This window comes from Chitinophaga sp. 01L420 (genome assembly GCF_056399985.1).
This window is the reverse complement of the sequence record NZ_JBFTSK010000032.1, coordinates 62,215-83,752: the sequence shown is the minus strand read 5'-3', so window position 1 is coordinate 83,752 and position 21,538 is coordinate 62,215. Positions and strand designations below refer to the sequence as shown.

The following is a 21,538-nucleotide window of genomic DNA, read 5'->3' as shown; positions in this document are numbered from 1 at the left end:
GGCAACTACTTCCTGCGCTCCATGCCGCAAAGCGTGCAGCAAACGGCTGCTACCCGCCGCGCATCCCGGCGCTTTGGCATCGCCAGCAGGAAAGGCGCTTTTATCCGGCATGCTTTCTACCCCCACCTGGATATCCATTGTGACGGCGCCCACATCAATCGGCTAAACAAGCTACTCATTGCTGCCGGTGATCATCACGAGGCGCTGACAGGCTTCCGCTTCAATCAGCATACCGGCGTAGATCGTTTCTTTCCAGTGGCTCCCCGGCTTTTGAGTAACGGAATCTTAAACATTCCCGCACAAACCATCGACGGGTATAAAGGCATTGCTGCGCTGGAAGTAAAAGTGATCGCAACGCGTATTGATTTTACATCACGCCGGGTGACAGGTAGCGAAACGATTACGCTCATGATAGACACCGATACCACTTTCCAGGAAACAAATGTTTCATTCGATGTACCCGGGGAAGGTTCACTGGTAGTCGTTTTCCAGGTAAGGGCTATGTACAAAGATAGCCCATCCAACAGCAGACGATATACCGCGGCCGATATTATCGCAGTGGCAGCGCCAAAGGCACCCAAACACGCCAATAAACGTAGGTACCCAAAGCGCACGAAATTGCTTCCCAAACTTATCTACACACACGCATATCCAGCTATCATTCAACTGGAATAAAGCCATCTTGCCCGGAGATATTTTGATGAATAATCCTTTTATACCTGCTTTCTTTCAATAGTACATCTCTTTCCGCAGCTACAGCCTGGCACTGAAGCAGCCCTGCTATTGCCATTTCTGACCTCCATCCCTCTTCTCATTCAATTTCACCCCGGTTATACATCCGGAACTCATCCCTGCATCAAGTCCACCTCTCCTGCACTGTTTCTATAGGTACTAAGCGGGTGCTAAGCATAGCATAGACGGATGCTCCATAATGAAGAGGTAATGTTGACTATAATGATGGGGGTGCTTTATGTACTATATCTTAACAGCGTATGAAGATAAAATTCCGCCCAAAACATCCGTGATACCCGCTTTCGGACAACTGGCAACCATAGATCTGTAGATTTCTTCCTTTATAGATTAACTAAACTTTATGCTTAAAATTTACACTATTCCCCAGGTTTACCGGCAGTTATAAAAAAGCAGCCGGGTACTGATTCCCTGTGGAAAAATGGGAGTGTTTTGTATACTTTATTTCCTTATCTTCACCATAATAAACCTCAAACCCCAAAAACGCTAAGCTGGCCTTAAACTCCAAACTGGATTATTTCTTAATACTTGCTTTTGTTATATCATGTTGTTCACACGTTATTGTATTGTATGCCTGATTTTTTACATCAGACACGATTCAGGTGACTGACAGGTATAGATAATGAGAACCCCAAAACATCTTAAAAGCTATTTATGGAAAACAATGCAGGGCCAATAAAAGCCGGTAGCACATCTTCTTCAAAAGGTGATAATTTTTCCATCAGTGTACCGTCAGTCAACCTTCCCAAAGGTGGAGGGGCATTGAAAAATATTGACGAGAAATTTGAAGTCAATGCGATGAATGGCACCGCCTCTTATTCACTTCCTCTGCCCATTTCAAAAACCCGCAGCGATTTTGCGCCTGCCCTTTCCTTAAATTATAATTCCGGATCAGGCAATAGCTGTTTCGGGCTGGGCTGGAGCCTTTCCCTTTCTGCTATTCAGCGTAGAACGGATAAGAAACTGCCGGAATATAAAGATGCAACTGATACAGACATTTTTATGCTTACCGGATCAGAAGACCTGGTGCCCGTGTTACAAAAAGATGCGCTGGATAACTGGCAGATAGATGAAACCACTTCTCCGAAAAAAGAACGGATAAGGCGTTACCGGCCACGAATAGAAACAGGCTTCAGCCGGATAGAAAGAATTACACCTCCAAACAGTACGCAGTTCTACTGGAAGATTACCAGTGCTGCCAATATCACCACCATTTATGGGCGCAGTAAACAGGCGCAGATAATCGACCCCCTTTATCCTGATAAGATCTTCAAATGGTTGCCTGAATTCAGTTTTGACGATAAGGGCAACTGCCTGGAATATGAATACGTTACAGAAAACAGGTTAAATGTAGCTTCACAATTGCATGAACAAAACCGCATCAATGGGCTGGCGGCATTCACCAACAGTTACCTGAAACGGGTAAAATACGGCAACACCCTTCCATATAGTGTTGACTCAACCGACCCTTATAATCCCGCCCCGCCTGCCAATCCGCAATATGTATATGAAATTGTTTTTGACTTTGGTGACCATAACGCCGATACCCCGCTGCCTGCCATACAGCAAGACTGGCTTGCCAGAGCGGATGCGTTTTCCGATTACCGCGCCGGTTTTGAAATCCGTACTTATCGCCTTTGCCAGCGTATACTCTTCTTTCACTACTTTAAAGAGCTGGGTAATAACATTGACCAGGAACCGGTGCTTGTACGGTCGCTAAATATACAATACCGTTATTGTAATAACCCCGCAGCCACCATACCTGAAAAACGCAATGCAGAAACAGATTATATCCTTTCCGTTACCCAATCCGGTTATAAAAAAACAGCTACCGGTTATACGAAAAAAAGCCTGCCACCCATTGGATTTACGTACCAGGAATTAAAATGGAATACCCTTGTTCAGGATGTACCGGCAGCCAGCAGGGCAAATGCACCTATTGGAATAGGAGATAATTATCAATGGCTGGACTTATGGAATGAAGGCATCTCAGGGATACTGACCGAACAGGCAGGTGGATGGTTTTATAAATCCAATCTGGGGAATGGTAATTTTTCCCGCGCAGCAGCGGTGATGTCCAGGCCATCTTTCACAGGGATGTTCAATGGAGGATTACAACTACAGGACCTGGAAGCCGACGGCAGGAAATTTATTGTAAGCCTGAAAGATCCTGTAAGAGGATATTTTGAATTGAATGACGAAAATAACGGATGGCAATCTTTCACCCCCWTCCCCCAACTTGCCCAGGTAGACCTGAACGATCCCAATATAAAATTCATTGACCTCAATGGCGATGGCCGGCCGGATATTATTATAGCAGATGAACATGTATTCACCTGGTATGGCAACCAGGGCATGATGGGATATGATTCGGCCGAACTGGCGCATAAACCTTATGATGAAGAGAAAGGTGCCGCCATTACATTCCGCGATCCGGAGAAAAGTATTTTCCTGACGGATATGAGTGGAGATGGCCTCACCGATATTGTACGCATCCGTAATGGAGAAATATGCTACTGGCCTAATCTGGGTTACGGAAAATTTGGCGCCAAAGTGAATATGAGCGATGCCCCGATATTTGATGCACCCGATATGTTTAACCCTGCTTATCTGCACCTGGCCGATGTAAGCGGTACAGGGGCCACTGACATTTTATACATTGGTAACGGCCAATGCCATGTTTGGCTTAACCTTAGTGGAAATGCCTGGAGCGACGATATTTCCATTCATCCATTTCCCGACGCTGCATTACCCAGCCAGGTAACAGTAGTTGATTTCCTGGGTAATGGAACAGCTACCATTGTGTGGTCTTCTTCCCTGCCAGGGTATGAATATGCACCATTCCGCTACATCGATCTTATGGGTGGCAAAAAGCCTTACATCATTTCGTCTTATGCCAATGGCCTGGGTAAAGTGGTGACCTGTGAATATACCAGCTCCTCCGTGTATTATTTGCAGGATAAGCAAGCGGGAACTCCCTGGGTCACCAGGCTCCCCTTCCCGGTGCATTGCGTAAGCAAATTAATGACCAACGATCTTACGTCAGGTATATATCTTACCAACAGCTATAGTTATCATCACGGCTACTATGACCATGCGGAAAGAGAGTTCCGTGGCTTTGGCAGGGTAGAACAAACTGATACGGAAGATTTTATGCACTTCATGCTATCTGCTGGCAGCAATGTGGTAGAAAAAGACCTGCACCAGCCTCCCGTAAAAGTAGTTACATGGTACCATACCGGTGCTTATATAGATGAAGCAAAAATACTCAACCAGTTTGCGCATGAATATAATAAAAGCCCTTTGGAATTTGACTTGCCTGCACCATTGCTCCCTCCCGGGCTCAATGCTATTGAAATCCGGGAAGCGCTTCGTGCCTGCAAAGGCATGATCCTGCGGCGGGAAGTATATGCGATGGATGGCACTCCTCTGCAACCATTCACTTACACCGCAGATACACACAACTGTCTTATTAAACTATTGCAACCCCGCAACGGTAATCAGTATGCAGCTTTCTATAATCATGAAAGCGAAGCCGCGAGCTTTTACAATGAAAGGAATCCTGCTGATCCGCGCATTTCACATACCTTCAACCTGGAAGTGGATGATTTCGGAAATGTATTGCAGTCGGCATCCGTAGTATATGGAAGAAAAACCGTAGATCCTTCTTTGCCAACAGTTGTACAGGAAGTACATGGCAGGCTCCATGTACAATATACCATCCATAGTGTCACCAATCATTTTGACGATCCCGGCACCTACCGGCTACCGCTACCTGCCGAAACAAAAACCTATGAGCTTACCGGGCTGTTGCCCCTTACCGGCAATGCTTTTACAGGAGCGGAACTGATCAATAATTTTTCTACCGCAACAGGGATAAAATATGAGGACATTCCTAACAATGTTTCTCTTCAAAAACGTCTTATTGAACAGGTAAACGCTATTTATCTCAACAATGATCTTACTACCCCTCTCGTTTTAGGCAATACAGATACGCTGGGATTAATATACCAACAGTACAAACTAACATTTACACCCTCCCTGCTCACCCATCTCTTTGGCAGCAATACGGTTGCTGTTAATAACCCCGTGCTCACCGGCGCAGGTTATGTACAGGCCGATGGGGTAAACTGGTGGGCTCCTTCCGGCATGCAGGTTTATCTTAACATGGGCGAAATGACAGCCAATGCACAGCAACGGTTTTATATGCCTGTTGCGGTAAAAGATCCACTCAACAGTGAAACCAAACTTCACTACGATCCTTATTTTCTTGCACTCACCAGCACAACAGATGCTGTACATAATGTGGATACAATAGAAGCAATAGATTACCGCCTGTTGCAACCTACCCGGCTAAAAGACAGAAATGCCAATATCAGCGAAGCGCTGTTGGATGAATTGGGAATGGTGATAGCTACCTCCACTTATGGCGAAGAAGAAGATGGCATGCATGGCGATAAACCCCTGAGTGGATACTCCATCATTGAACCGGCTAACCTCGATGAAGTAATGACCAACCCGCTTAAATTTTTACAGCAAGYCACCTCTTTTTTTTACTACGATCTTAATGCCTGGGTAAACGCCGCTACGCCGGTATGTTTTGCAGGAATAGTACGTGAAACACATGAAAGTGAACTGCAGGTGGGAGAAAAAACCCGGGTATTGCTAAGCGTAGGATATAGCAGTGGCCTGGGCCACAGCCTGCAAACAAAAATACAGGCTGATCCTGGTAATGCCCTGCAATGGTCCGGCAATTTACTGGTTACGGTAGATACTAGTCCCGATCCCCGTTGGATAGGTAGCGGCAGAACTATTTTCAATAACAAAGGTAATCCCGTTATAGCATATGAGCCCTTCTACAGCACTACCTACAAATATGAGCAGGAAGCGGCGCTCGTGGAAATTGGCTTTTCATCTATACATTACTATGATCCTTTGGGTAGAAATATCCTTATCAGGCATCCCAATGATACCTTATCACGCGTTGAATTTGATGCCTGGCAACAACTCACCTGGGATGAAAATGATACGGTGCTGGAAAGCGGCTGGTATACTGCGCAGGGCAGCCCCAACCCACTTGGTCCGGAACCGGTAGCTCCTGCTACCCGTGCAGCATGGTTGGCCGCCAAACATGCCAACACACCTGAAAATACCTACCTGGATACACTGGGAAGAAAGTTTTATACCATCTCCAATAATGCCGGTGATGGAAACTATGCCACGCAAAATATACTTGACATAGAAAACAATACACTAGCTGTGATCGATGACCGGAACAATATGGTAGTGCAATTCCATTACGATATGGTGGGCCGCAAAGCATACCTGCATAGTATGGACAAGGGCGAAAAATGGACATTACTGGATGTGGTAGGAGCTCCGGTTCAGGAGTTTACCAATAATACCGATAGCCTGGGCAAACCGGTTAGTCTTCTTTTCCGGCACGAATACGATGCGCTGCACCGCCCTACCAACCTCTGGTTAACTTCTACTACTACGATGGGTAGTACACTGAATAATATCGCCGTTATTGTGTACGGTGAAGGGCAACCGAATGATATGCAACTGAATTTACGGGGCGCGGTTTTTCAACAGTTCGATCAATCCGGCCTGTTACAAATGACCGCATATAATTTCAAAGGCAGCCTGAAAAAGAATTTCAAACAATTCACCATCGATTATAAGCATACCATCAACTGGAATGTAGCCGATAAAAACACCCTCTTAAATACAACAGAAACATTCAATACCGCATTAAAATTCAATGCCACCAACCGGCCTGCAGAACTGAGTACGCCTGATGGCAGCAGGATAATGACAGCATATAACCTGAGCGGGCTGCTGAATAAGGTGAATGTATGGATCAGCTCTCAGCTCACCACCGAACCGTTTGTACAAAGTATTACCTATAATGCCAAAGGACAACGTGACAGTATTGTATACGGCAATAACACCGCTACCAGCTATACTTATGAGGATACCACCTACCGCCTTATACGGCTCCTCACTACCCGCAATGCAGGGGCAGATATACTACAGGATCTGAACTATACTTATGATCCGGTAAACAATATCACCCAGATCATTGACAACGCACAGCAAACTGTTTTCTTTAATAATGCCAAAGTAGATCCCGGCAATAAATTCCAATACGACGCCATCTACCGGCTCATCTATGCAACGGGACGCGAATATGCAGGGACCAATGCAGTTGCCGACCAGTTCGATTCCGACAAAACAAAAGATGGCGGCGGCAACAGGCTGCTGCTGAAAGGTGACATGAATGCCATGCAAAGCTATGAGCAGCTATATAGTTATGATCAGGTAGGTAATATGCTGGAAATGATCCACAATGCTGGTAATGGCGGATTTACCCATCGCTGGACCAGGCAATTTACCTGCCACACAAAAGATAACCGGCTGGAACAAACACAGGTAGGTGCTCCTGTTACCAATTATAGCTATGACCTGCATGGGAATATGCTGCAATTGCAAAACGCCAGCTTTGCCCTTGACTGGGATTTTTTTGATCATCTCCGGAAGACAGATTTAGGCGGTGGAGGTACGGCCTATTATGTGTACGATGGCACCGGACAGCGGGTACGTAAAGTGATCGAAAACGGTGCACTTATAAAAGAGCGCATCTATCTCGGAGCGTATGAACGCTACCGTGAAACACAAGGCAATACCTTACAGGTGGAACGGGAAACCGTGCATGTAATGGATAATACCCAGCGCATTGCCATGATTGAAGTACGTACCAAAGGCAATGATAATGGACTGCTTTTTCTCATTCGTTATCAATACGGCAATCATCTTTCAACTGCCTGCCTGGAAACTGATCAGTATGCAGCCATTATTTCTTATGAAGAATATTATCCGTTTGGCAGCACCTCCTATCAGGCAATGGACAACCTGACGGAAACGGGTAAGCGTTACCGTTATACCGGTAAAGAACGGGATGAAGAAAGTGGCTTGTATTTTCATGGGGCCCGGTATTATGCGCCCTGGCTGGCAAGATGGACGGCAGCAGATCCTATTGGGATAGAAGCCGGCATTAACGACTATGCATACGTAAAAAACAATCCTATAAAACTGCTGGACCCCAATGGCACAGACGATAAGCCCGGAGTGCTGAGTACAGGCCCTAACGGCGAACCGGTATACCAGTCTACAGGCGACCAGGCACTGAAAGATGCCGGCAAAGTAGCCAAAGCATTAGGCGATGAACTCCTGAAACAGGATTTTGTAAAAGAGCTGAAAAAGAAATTCATTGATCCCCAGTTGGAAAAATTAGGTAAAGACGCCAAGAAAGAATGGTCGGAAAATAAGGTAAGCGTAGTGATCGGAGGAGTAACAATAGTAGCTCCGGCATTAACAGTGCTGGTTCTTCTTGCTATTCAAAACAACAACCTGAATGTTCCGATAGTAGGCGACGTTCCTACAAGGCAACTGGTGATGGGACTGGCCGGCGCTGGCACACAGGCGCTCTCAGAAGCCCTCACCAAAGGTCACCTGTCTGTTAACTTTGGCTATGAAAAGAAAGATGGAGCCGACGTTTACAGTTTCGAGCTGAAAGTGACTGCCGGCGATACTTCGGCTAAGCCGGAGGACAATACAAAGAAAGACAGTCCGGCTAAAACCAGCGGCACCCCATCGGCTGGCGCCCCTACCGGGTTACCAGACAAACCTGCTGCCTCCGCCAGCCAGAAAACTACGCCAGGTGCATCATCAGGTAGTGGTGCTACTTCGGTGACGCTATCCGGAAAAATAGGCGCAGGCTATGAAGGTCAACTCAAAGTTTCCACGCCAACCAGGCTGGGAACCCTTGACCTCAACGTTGGATTAAAAGCCAATCAAACAGGGCAAAAGAATTTTACCGCCGGTATAGGATTGGGCTTGGGTAACAACGTAAAACTTACCGGCTCAGCTTTCATTGGGGCCCCGGCAGCAACTGCCATTCCTTTTGATCCGAGATTCAACGACAAAGCTAACCTGGGATCCCCCCTACCGCCGATGCCACCCATGTCGGGAAATGGAGGAGTCATTACAATTATAGGACGTTTTTAGGCACCCCATCATATGCTTTCATTTAAAAACCCTTTTCATGGAAAAGACATTTTCAGCAGCAGCTACCACCGCCAGCAAAGTGTATGGCAACGTAAGAGATAAATACCAGCAACCGCTTGCCAATGTTACCATTGGCGCTTTTGATAAAGACATCCGAAGCGAGCAGCAGTTGGGCCGCGTGCAAACAGATGCTAAAGGATATTATGAAATTAGCTACACCCCAGAAAACTTCTCCTATACGGATAAAAATGCCGCCGATGTATTTGTGCGACTCTATGATGCAAATGCCGCCATCCTCTATGAATCACCGGTTACCTTTAACGCAAAGGCGCAACTGAATATTGATATTGACTTAAGCGGACAGGCTTTCCGGGGGAGCTCTGAATTTGAGCAAATGCAGGCAGGCATTATTCCTTATACCGGACAACTAGACCTATCTGCTCTTTCAGAGAATGAAAAGGTAAAAGACATCAGCTTCCTGATCAATAAAACAGGGTTGCCGCAGGATAAGATCGAAGACTTTGCCATGGCTTACCGTTTCTTTAGTTTAACCAAGGTAGAAGCGGCAATTTTTTACGGGCTGCTGCGTGAAGGACTGCCCGGAAATACACTTAGCAATACCCTTTCCCATCTTACCAATGATGTGTACGAGCCACAACTGAGCTTTATACTCGATGGGCTCATGCATGAAAATATAGCCGTGCTCCTCAATGGTATTAAAAAGGCCGTGAGTGATAATATTATTGCCTATCGCTTCCTGGCCAACCTGGACGGCTTAAAAAAACAACTGACGGCTGCCATACAGGAATATAACAGATCACATCCTGTTACCGGCGACCCGGGCGCCATATTCGCTAAATTACAGATCGCCGGCCTTAGCAAGGAAGATTCAGATGAGTTCATGACCAGCTATTCAGCACATCTTGGCACCATCGATCAGTTATTTACCAACCTGCAAACGCATCCCAATCTTGCCCGTCATAATGACAAACTGAATGCCGTTTTTCAGCTCAGCGAACTTACCGGCGGAAACATGACCCTGACAACACATCTGATAAAATCAGGCATGATCACACAACCGGATGATCTCAAAAAACTGGCACGCTATAACAGCGAAGACTGGGAAGCTATCCTTTCCAAAAAAGAAATAGCCAGTGGTTTATCTGCTACAAAACTGGAAGCTAATTTTACCCGCAAATTCCCGACTGCCGCCTTTACGGCCCGCCTGGAGAAAGACAATAATTCTTCCATTTCCCATGCTGCAACTATTGCCGGCTTTTTAAATGCACATCCTAACTTTGATCTCTTACATACCAGGATACACCAATTTGCCAAAACACATCCGGCTTCTTTTTCTTCTAAAAACATTACATCAGACAAAAAAACGGCCTCCCAAACCAACCTGGATGCTACCACATTTGCGGATCATTTGAAAAGAGTACAACGCGTATTCAAGCTGGCACCTACCTACACCGCCACCGCTGCTTTATTGGAAGACAATATTCATTCGGCATCCCAGATATACCAGATCGGCAAGGATAATTTCATCCGTCAGTATGCCGGTAAACTGGATACCAAAACCGCCGATGATATTTTCCAGAAGGCCACCCAGGTGCATAGCCAGTCGCTGGCCTTTGCTACTAATATCAAGTCGTTGTCTGACGCCTCGCTACTTAAAGTATTTCCTGATTATAAAAAATTATACAGCAGTCTGACAGCAGAAATTCCTGATCTGGTTACCCTGTTTGGCAACGGGGACTATTGCGAATGTGATGAATGTAACTCAGTAGGTGGCGCTGCCTCTTATCTCACTGATATACTGCATTACCTGGCCAAACGCAACTCCAATACTATCGGTGTTTCAGCAAAAGACTGGCTACTGTTGCGTCGTCCCGACATCGGCGACATCGATTTAAATTGCGCCAATACAAACACAGAAACCCCTTATATAGACATCGCCTGTGAATTGATGGAAGATTATATCAATCCTCCTGTTATTTCACTGGCCATCCCTCCGCTAAAAAAAGGCGTTATCGATAACAGCACCTATACTTCCATCTCCGGCGGATTCAAAGCAGCTGGTTTTGAAAATGTAAGCAACCTGCTAACAACAGACGCAATGGTATCTGATATGTATAGCAGTATACGGTTTGATGGTACCAATAAGATGACGGAAACACATTGGATCATCCGCGATAAACTGGTAGTGCTGAAAGCCACACCTGCCGGCGCCAATGTCAATATACAATTGTTACATCAGACCTTGCTCAGCAGGGACGAAATCAGTGCCAATCCTGAATATATCAATCTACCCGTTTACCAGGATAACATCGCAAATGGCACCAAGGGTATATTGAACAATGCCACGCGTCCATTTGCATTACCATTTGATTTGTTTGAAACGGAAGGGGAACTTTATCTGATCAAGCTGGGCATCAATAAATATGACCTGATAAAAACATTCAACAAAGAACATGATATCTCCGGACCACCGTCCAATGGTGATTTGCAGGTAGCGTATGCATACCTTGGTATAAATGAAGCAGAAAGTGCGCTGATCTTTCAGCCGGATACTACTCATCAAACCACCTATTGGGGCCCTATGGCGGCGGGAACCAGTGCAGGGATAAAAGATTTTGAAAAAGCTTCCGGCCTCGCATATACGGATATACTGTTATTACTCAGTCAGCCATTTATCAATCCGGGTCAGAAGATCGTTATAGAACATAAAGACCTGTCATGCGATACATCCACCAAACATATCATTCACCTGTCGCCGGATGCGTTTGACCGCATCCATCGTTTTCTCCGCCTCTGGAAGAAAACCAGCCTTTCCATGCCTGACCTGGACGCCATCATCCGGTCTGTGGTAGGAAATGGAAATATTGACACTCCTTTTGCGGTAGCCTTGCATCATTTTCTGCAGCTACAGCAGGCATGGTCGCTTAGTACGGCACAGTTACTTACTTTTTATCAGGACATTGATACTGCAGGAGATAACAGCCTGTACATCCAGCTTTTCCAGAACAGATCGATCACCAACCCCGTTAATCCTGATTTTTCCATTGCCGCGGTTACTGCAGGGACTACGGCGATCACCACGCTGCATGAGGCAGTGATTACTGCTGCTACCGGCTTATTACCGGAAGACCTTCACTTGCTGATTAGCCGTACAGACGGAAAATTATCACTGAAGAACCTGTCTTATTTTTACAGGGTTTACTTGCTTTCACAATCCTTGTCTGTTCCTGTTGCCAGTGAACTGGATGGATTTGATCTTATCAATATTGATCCATTCTCCAGCCCGGTGTTTACCTCATTATTCAAAGAAAAATTTACCGGAGTCGCCAATGCTGGATTTACAATAGACGAACTCAATTATGTGCTTCGGCATCAGGACACTGCGGATAATACATATATAGCCAGCACGAAACAAATTTCCGCCTCGCTTGCAGCATTACAATCTTCGTTGTTGCAAGTAGCTGCCACCACGACTGTTTCTCCTGATCCACAGGGCGCCTTGCTCACCAAATGGCTCTCTGATCCTTTATTGAACTGGGACCCTGGTATGGTGAATAAGCTGTTGGATATACTGAACACAGCCGACGATGTGGAGTATGCACAGAAAATTGTTAATGCTGCCAATTTCTTAAATAACCTCAGGGTTCAATATAATACAACTACTATCATTGCTACCCTGCCCACACTACCTGTTTTCAGCGCGGGCGATCAAACAATCTGGGATAGCTATACAGCGCAGGTAAGCTATGACAATGCCGCTAAGCAACTGGTGTGGCATGGGTATATGAGCGCTGCAGATCAGGCAGCCCTGACAGGGCTGCTGAGTGGTACCCCTGAATTTAAAAACGCTGTTAACAATGTATTTGGCCAGTCTTTACTAACAGATAATACGCCGCCTAATATTTTCATTCATACTCCTGCCGACCTGGCCACATTAACAGCTATTACCTGGGCTGATGTTGCAAATAGGTTTGCTTATTTCCTTCAAATTATTTCGCCGGTGTACAACAGTATCCGGCAACAACAAACCATTGCGGCGCAGCTCACCACCTGGTTCAGTGTGGCCAAACAACTCACGGCACAACTGATGCTGTCTATCTCCAATATATTTACAGTTTATACCAACAATGCCTTTATTAATAAACAGCAGGACCTGACGCCCACCAACTACCCGGCACAGTTTAATCTGTACCTGCAACTGCAAAAGATCTGTTTCCTGGCTGTTAAGCTCAAACTATCAGTAACAGACCTTCAATGGCAACTTGCACATGCTGCTGCTGCCGGCAGTCTCGATTATTTGTTGCTCCCGCTGGTGGCCGTGCCGGGCGCTGTAACAACTTTCGTTCAATTCGAAGCCCTGGTCTGCATCTTAAAATTTGCGCAGCGGCATCCGCAAAAAACATTGGATGCTACCGTTACGCCTTCGCTTACCCTGTCTGTATATGATATACTGCTGGATGCCATCAGTGCCAAATCCATCGCTGCCATCGAAGCAGATCTGGTGACGCTTACCGGCTGGAATCAGGACGATCTTAAAAAGCTTGTAGAGACGCCTGATTATTTGAACCTGGCAGCTCCTGTTGACTTTACCTCTCCGTTAATCCTGTCGCGCCTGGATAAATGTTTTTCTGTTCTATCCACGCTTAATATCGGAGCCGACGACGCGATCGCCTGGAGTAAGCCTTCACTCACTTATGATGATGCCGTGAAGATTGTACAGACGTTGAAATCTAATTATGCTGATGAAGACTGGCTTCCTGTTAGCCAGCCATTACAGGATCAGTTGCGGGAAAAGAAACGGGATGCACTGATTGCTTATCTGCTGGCCAATCCGGGTACGCAACACTGGGCTACAGATGCAGAGCTATACAGTTATTTTCTGCTGGACGTGGAAATGTGTGCCTGCCAGCCTACTTCAAGGATCGTTCAGGCCACTAACTCAGTACAGCTTTTTGTGCAACGTTGCTTCCTGGCATTGGAACCGGCTGTTACAGTGGATGTAGCAGTAGATAGCGATTGGAGCCAGTGGGAATGGATGAAGTTTTACAGGTTAAGCCAGGCTAACTATAAAGTATTTCTCTATCCTGAAAACTGGATAGAGCCCGAGCTGTTGCCTGTTAAATCGTCTTTCTTCAAAGACCTGGAAACTAATCTATCGCAAAATGAGGTCACCGGTCCCAATGTAGAAGATGCCTTTATGACCTATTTGCACGGACTGGATAGCGTAGCCCGTCTTGAAGTGAAAGGGATGTGGTATGATGATGCCGGCAAAACACTTTATGTAGTGGCACGAACTTATGGTGGTGATCCTAAAATATATTACTTCCGGAAGTTATCGATAGTGGAAAGATTGTGGACGCCGTGGGAGAAAATTGACCTGGATATTAACAGTGATCATATAGTGCCTGTAATGTATAATAACCGGTTCTATCTTTTCTGGGCTGTTTTTACAGAGAAGTCAGATCCACCTGTCAGTTTGGATATCCCCGAACCCAAACAATCTGGTTTCCCTTTGCAGCCGGCTGATAAGGACTGGTTAATACAAATGGGATACAGCGAATACCGGCAGGGTAAATGGATGCCTAAAAAGATTTCTGCCTATGATGATAGTGGCATGCTCACCGTTCAACAAAATTCAGGAGTCACCCTCTATCACCCATACAAGTCATCCTTCCTGTTTACCCCCCTGGATATGCCGCAGATTGATCTGGTAGCGCTGGTGAAACAATACGAGGCAGGCAACAAAAAGCAAGACCTTGCCCAGTTCCTGCTACAGGCCATAGAAAAAGCACTTTCAAAGAACGGGGATCTTATCATCAATTGCTATTATACAGAGTCTGATCAGTCCGGAAATCCTTATTATAATTACAAGGGGTCATTTAAGCTGGATCCCTGCAGGGGCTATCCGGAACGTGTACATGCACCTGTCGGCATCCATCCATGGCTGTTTGACAACAGTGCCCTTCAAAACATGCTTGATGGCGAGCAAAGCAACCATGTATTGTCTTTGTCCAGTGTTCCCATATTAAACAATACGCCTACCGCGTTTAGAAATGTGATCCCCTTCCAGATGGGCTTTCTGGACAGGTATATTGCCGTTCTTTACGAACTGCTGGGCACAAGTGGTCTTAAATTCGCTAGCAACGAACGGGTAATAAAAGTTTCCCTGGGTACTTTCATGTCTTATTTTTATCAGGATGGCAGCCGCACTTATTATGTAAGGCCCGAATTGACTGATAATGGCAACTTTGAATTTCTGTACAGCGATTTCGAAGATCTTTTCTTTGCCATCATAGAGCAGAACACAGCAAGAATCAATGAGATCATGTCTACTGTTCCCAAAAACTCGCAGTTTTTTCTGATGCATCATTATTTCAATTTCTACCATCCACTTGCCTGCTATTTCATGCGGGTATTATTTACCAAAGGTGTTGATGGTTTGATGAGCAGGGATACACAGCTCAAAGGTGATGTGGCTTATGATAGCAATCCGGATAAATTTAATTTCAAAGATTTCTATAATCCTTCCGCCCTTGTTTACAACGATGCCCTTAATCCGGCGAGCTATCCTAATGCGCTGCCCAATCCGGTAACAGACCTCACGCCCGGCTACCCGAGAGAGGATGTCGATTTTAATCCGGAAGCAGGCTATTCTCTTTACAACTGGGAACTGTTCTTTCATGCACCCCTGATGATAGCAGAAAGACTTGATCAGAACCAGCAATTTGAAGATGCAGATAAATGGTATAAATATATCTTCAATCCCACCGATACTTCTGCATTTGCATCACCAGACAAATTCTGGGTCACCAAACCTTTCTTCATCAACGTAAATGATAAATATAATAAGCAGTTGATTGATAACATTTTGTTGGGTGTGAATGCAGGTGATCAGGACCTGGTAAAAGATGTTACCGCCTGGCGTAATAATCCTTTCCAGCCTCATCTTATTGCTTCCTACCGTACAGTGGCTTACCAGAAAACGGCTGTCATGAAATACATTGATCACCTGATTGCCTGGGGCGACAACCTGTTTACACAGGATACCATGGAATCGGTGAATGAAGCTACCCAATTGTATTTGCTGGCCGCACAGATTCTGGGGCCAAGGCCGGAAACGATACCCCCTGCCTACGAGCGTCCTGTAGATAATTACTATCAATTGGAACAGAAGTTAGATGCCTTGTCCAATGCAATGGTAGATATTGAAAACCTCATGCCTCTACAAACAATTATTGGTTATGATGGTGTGAAGCCGCAGCCCAAAATGCCAACTTTGCAGACCTTATATTTCTGTTTGCCTGCAAACGATCAGTTACTAGGTTATTGGGATACCGTAGCACAGCGGTTGTATAACATCCGTCATTGCCTGAATATTGAAGGCGTTTTCAGTCCTCTTTCCTTATTTGCACCTCCTATCAATCCGGGATTACTGGTACGTGCTGCCGCGCAAGGCCTTGACCTTGGAAGTATCCTCAATGACCTGAACAGTCCCCTGCCATTCTACCGGTTCCAGGTGATGATTCAGAAAGCAACAGAATTAACCGTAGAGGTAAAATCATTGGGAGCATCTTTGTTAGTGGCGCTGGAGAAGAAAGATGCGGAAACATTGTCGCTCCTGCGTTCTGGTCAGGAAATAAGTGTGCTGAAGGCAGTCATGAATGTAAAGAACAAACAAATCACGGATGCTCAGATAGCACTTGACAACCTTAATAAGCAGAAAGAGCTGATCACCATCCGGCAACAGTACTACCAAAACCTGATAAAATCCGGCCTTAACACCGGCGAGTCAGTAGCGATAGGGCTCAATACAGCATCTACTGTTATTGATGCAGCCATCGCCATCGGCTATGCCTTATCTGGCGGGTTAAAACTGGTGCCCGACTTTATGATAGGGGCTGCTGGTTTTGGAGGCTCCCCTACTGTTACTGCGCAAACAGGTGGTACCAGTTTCGGAGACTCTGCAGAAGACGCCGTGAAAACACTCTCCTCTATAGCCACCGCCCTGGATAAAGGTGCGGCTATTGCCAGTACCCTTGCCGGGTATGCACGACGCAGCGATGAATGGCAATACCAGGTAAACCTCGCTACCAAAGAACAGGAGCAAATTGACAAACAAATCCTGGGAGCACAAATTAAACTGGATATTGCCAATACAGAAGTCACCAACCAACAATTACAGATCGATAATGCGCAGGTTTCCAATGAGCTTATGCACAGCAAATTTACCAATGAAGACCTGTATAACTGGATGATCACCCAGATATCTACGGTGTATTTTCAAGGATATAACCTGGCTTATGCAACGGCTAAAAAAGCAGAGCAATGCTTACGGTATGAGCTGGCATTGACAGATTCCGCCTATATCCGTTTTGCCTATTGGGACAGTCTGAAGAAAGGATTGCTAAGCGGAGAACAACTGATGAATGACCTGCATCGTTTGGAGCTGGCTTATTACGAGCTGAATAAACGGGAATATGAATTAACCAAGCATATTTCACTGGCGCAACTGGATGCGGCGGCACTCCTGAAACTGAAAACAACAGGTGACTGCTGGATCAATCTGCCGGAAGAACTATTTGATCTGGACTATCCGGGTCAATTCATGCGCCGTATTAAGTCCGTGAGCCTCACCATTCCTTGTGTTACAGGGCCCTATACTACTATTAGCTGTACGCTGACACTCAACAAAAACTCATTACGGATCAACGCCAATGCCTCCGGCAGCTATCCACGCAAAATGGCAACCGGTGTGCCTGCAGACGATCCAAGGTTCAGGGATGCGGTGGGGGCCATTCAGTCGATCGCTACCAGCAGCGGCCAAAACGACAACGGGCTGTTTGAACTCAACTTCAAAGATGAGCGGTACCTGCCTTTTGAAGGTGCCGGGGCTATCAGTCTATGGCGGTTACAACTACCTGCTGCACTCCGGCAATTTGATTATGATACCATCAGCGATGTGATCATTCATTTGCGCTATACTGCCCGTGAAGGAGGAGATGGATTAAAACAGGCGGCTATCACCAATATTACCAATGCTATCAATGTGATGCTGGTATCACAAAAAGATAAAGGGCTGATGCGTCTCTTCGATTTCCGGCATGAATTCCCAACAGAATGGTATAAGTTCCTCCATCCTGCAAATCCAACAGATCAGCAGGTGCTGACCATTAATATCAGCCCTGACCGGTTCCCTTATTTTGCACAAGGCAACAAAGTAAAGATCACTTCCATAGAATGGATAGCAGAAACACAGGACCCTGTAGATCATATAGAACTGAAGCTGCTGGCGGCCAGTTTCTCTCCTATAAAACTGGCCCAGGATAATGTATTTGGTGCATGGATGCATGGTACTGTTTCATCGGTCAATAAAACACTTCCGTTAACGGCTACACCGCTTACCCTGAATTATCCAATGACAAGCAACCTGCCCAACAGCTCGCCGCTAACAGAAGATAATTGTAAGAACCTGTTAGCCATTGTTCATTATCAGTTAACATAAATGTATTGATCTTATCAATGATCGCTTTTGCAGGACTGTTTTTATTTAATTATATAAAAGGCTTAAAAATTTGAGTGCAGGTTTTTCATAATTTAAAAGCGCTAATTCGCAAGGAGTTCAGCGCTTTGTAAAGCCATGTAAACTCAGTAGCCAAACACGATTATTATAAAGCAAAAAAGAAAAGCCCGCGACTAGCGCGAGCTTAGAAATTCACTGCCCTGTAGCTGACGATAAGTTCCTAAGCCTATATTGGAACCAGCTAAAATTCTCCAGCGATAAAGGTACCGGTAACCCACCAATAAACTGTTCTCAATCCACCTACTGCTCACCCATTTCCGCAAATGGCTAAATGGTCCTTCTATTCGGGCAGCAGAAGTTTACATTTAAACATGATTTTCCAACATAAATTATATAATAATATTAGCCATGAAACAATTTATCGCATTTTTGCTTTTTAGCGGCGTCCTTTTGCTTTTTTCATGCAAAAAAGAAGGTCCTCCCGGCCAGCAGGGCATACCGGGAGAAAGGGGCACTACCGGTGCACCTGGTACCACCGGAACAGCCAATGTTATTTATTCCGGTTGGCTATCTTTAACCTTTGTCCCGGTTGTTACTAATTGGAGGGCCGAAATTGCGGTCCCAAAACTTACAAAGGAGATCATGGACAAAGGGGAAATAATAGTTTATATGACAAATGGAACATTCGTGTATAAACTAAACTATTATTTTGGCAATTTTTCGCTTGTACAGAATGCTGCAATAGGAAAGATAGAAATTAATGCAAGTGCTAACGCTTCTAATTTCAAATTCCGCTATATGCYTATTCCCGGAGGAATATCAGCAAGGACTTCCTCTGATATAAGCAAGATGGATTACCTACAGCTTTGTAAATATTATAACTTAGAACCTTAAACCAGGCCACGGATTACAGAAATCGAACTTTCTTCTCATTGACTTCAAAGACTTATATAATATTTTCAGACAATATCTTAGAATCCTATCATATCGCGGGGCAGGATACAGGGCTAAGCAAGCATAGTTAAACCTTACTCACTATAGCAAAAGGTCAATTCTGCACGCTTCCCTCCTACGCTAAGACGAGCACTGTCAGGTTCTGTACTACTGGTTCCTCATACGGATCAAAACCAAAGCGATAGGCCCCTTTCGGAACTCGCCCGCTGCCGTCTGCTGAACCAACTGACGATAAAGGTTATTCACGGCATCTCTTGACCTTCAGTGAAAAGATGGTATTGACCTATCGTTGCCTACTCATAGCTTGTATCATTTTATTTACCGGCCAGGCAAAAACTATAAGAATAATTATTTCGCTGAGATCAGCGAAATCTAACAGTTATGATCATTTAATCCGCCATGCCAATTTGTATCCTTAAACCTAAGACATAAAAAACGATCAATGCTTTATTTAATAAAGCCTGAATGCCCGAAATATTGATGGTTTCAACCATTATTCATACATTATTCTTTTCCATTAACTGCAAAACCTCTTCAAAAAGAATAGGGCTATAACCTCCCTTTATTGCTTTTACTTTTTTCAGCTCTGCGTAAGTCATTGACGAAATGGTTTTAGGCAGTCCTAACAAAGAATCGTAATGATTAATCACCAATAAGCGCTTAACAGACACACAAAAAAAAAAGGCATCACTGAATAAGTCAGTGACATCATCAATAAAAAACCAGCAGAAAAAACAAGTAATTCCTTCTCCGGATCCAGGGGTATCCTCCCGAATCCAGGATAACGGCATGCTACCGATATAGAGTATAATTTTAACGGTTACCCTTAGTGGTGAAAAAAAATTATTGCTGCAGTATCTATTGTTTCTCCTTGTTATTTATGATCAATATATACCAGGGAAACGGGCAATGAAGCATGCATGACATTGATAGTTCCTGCCGGCCTTTTCGCTACAAATGAATACTTGTCCCTTGCACAGTTATTCAGTGTTTTGAGCGGCCAGTGATACGAAATAGATTAAACAGCAACGACTGTTGACCGTTCTATCAGGGCTCTTTTTTGTTTGCGGAAGTTCCGGTAAAAACCCAGGTAGAAATTTAGCTTACTACCATTATATCAATTAATTACTTTCCTAAAACTATCTCCAGGAGACCAGGTGGGAGCCACCCGACATTGAGAGAGATCAATGAAGAGGACTCCCCTACCCGTTCTACCTGACTTCAAGCTGCACCTTACAGAAATGCTCCTTACGGAATAAATTTAAAATAGAGCAAACATCGCTCTGTTACTTTCATCAAAAACTGAAAACAATTTAAAATATAATAGATAAGTCAAAGCAAAAACTGAGAACAATCATTTCGCTGAGATCAGCGAAATCTACCAGTTATTATCACTTAAACCGAAATGCCAATTTGTGTCTTTAATCCAGGATATTGTAAAACCAATCAAGACGAATTTAATAAACCTGAGTCCCAATGATAAATCCCCCACTACCATACCACCACAGGTTATTTTCCCTGACAACGGTATACTACCCATGTAGAGTATAATTTTGACGGTTACCCTTAGTGATGAGAAAAAAATTTATCAATGCTTTCCATAATATCGTATAAATGGAGAAGCGCAAATATAAGAAGCGATGCGATGCTCTCACATGTGCCGGTTTACTACGTTATAGACAGGTCTGTTAAAACATTTCGCCGGGAACGGCGAAATCTGTTATGTCATCACAATTTTGCCAATGTGACTTGTACTTCCTATTTATGCTCATGTCAATTATTAATAATTTATCATTCACCCAATAAGGGTATGATAAAGCCTGAGTGTATATAATTTTCATAGCAAGCTATCAGTGTTCTTCAGCACCTTACAGATACCATACCACTGTCACGTCACGACTATAGCCACACCTGATTTTATTACATTTCGCCGGGAACGGCGAAATCTGTTATATTCCACGTGAATTCATCAGTGCCATTGAGACCCTCTGTATAACCGGACACTGTGAACTCACAAAGGATAAATGTAGCCAACTTGTTTGCTTAGGAAATCACTGAATATGGCATCAAAAATCACTTTGTCACTTGCAACAATCACATATTAGCTATAGGAACAGCCGGAATCCACGAATCAATTTTTTGATGAAAAAATGTCCATAAACCAGAGATAACGTTAGATTTCTTTCGATCAGTATCCTGGTATTTATTTGCTCCAATCCGTAT

The 21,538-nt window shown here is 44.7% G+C and carries 5 protein-coding genes; 4 read left to right on the top strand and 1 reads right to left on the bottom strand.

Features of this window, described 5'->3' with window-relative positions:
• The 4 genes from AC1DP6_RS25415 to AC1DP6_RS25400 all read left to right on the top strand — a co-directional run.
• Window positions 1-675: hypothetical protein (locus AC1DP6_RS25415; protein WP_477057352.1), on the top strand; the 675-nt coding region annotated here is incomplete at its 5' end.
• Window positions 676-1,404: 729 nt separating this feature from the next.
• The gene (locus AC1DP6_RS25410; protein WP_477057351.1) at window positions 1,405-8,820 is read left to right on the top strand and encodes a SpvB/TcaC N-terminal domain-containing protein; all 7,416 of its coding nucleotides are present in this window, start codon (window positions 1,405-1,407) and stop codon (window positions 8,818-8,820) included.
• Window positions 8,821-8,857: 37 nt separating this feature from the next.
• Entirely contained in the window at window positions 8,858-18,343 is a 9,486-nt protein-coding gene (locus tag AC1DP6_RS25405) for a Tc toxin subunit A-related protein (RefSeq protein WP_477057350.1), read from the top strand.
• A 426-nt stretch (window positions 18,344-18,769) separates the two neighbouring features.
• A complete protein-coding gene (locus AC1DP6_RS25400; protein ID WP_477057349.1) occupies window positions 18,770-19,255 on the top strand; it encodes a hypothetical protein in 486 nt (161 codons plus the stop codon).
• Between the two features lie 557 nt (window positions 19,256-19,812).
• On the opposite strand, the gene AC1DP6_RS25395 is transcribed toward AC1DP6_RS25400, so the two are convergent.
• A complete protein-coding gene (locus AC1DP6_RS25395) occupies window positions 19,813-20,106 on the bottom strand; it encodes a hypothetical protein (protein WP_477057348.1) in 294 nt (97 codons plus the stop codon).
• Window positions 20,107-21,538 lie beyond the last annotated feature (1,432 nt).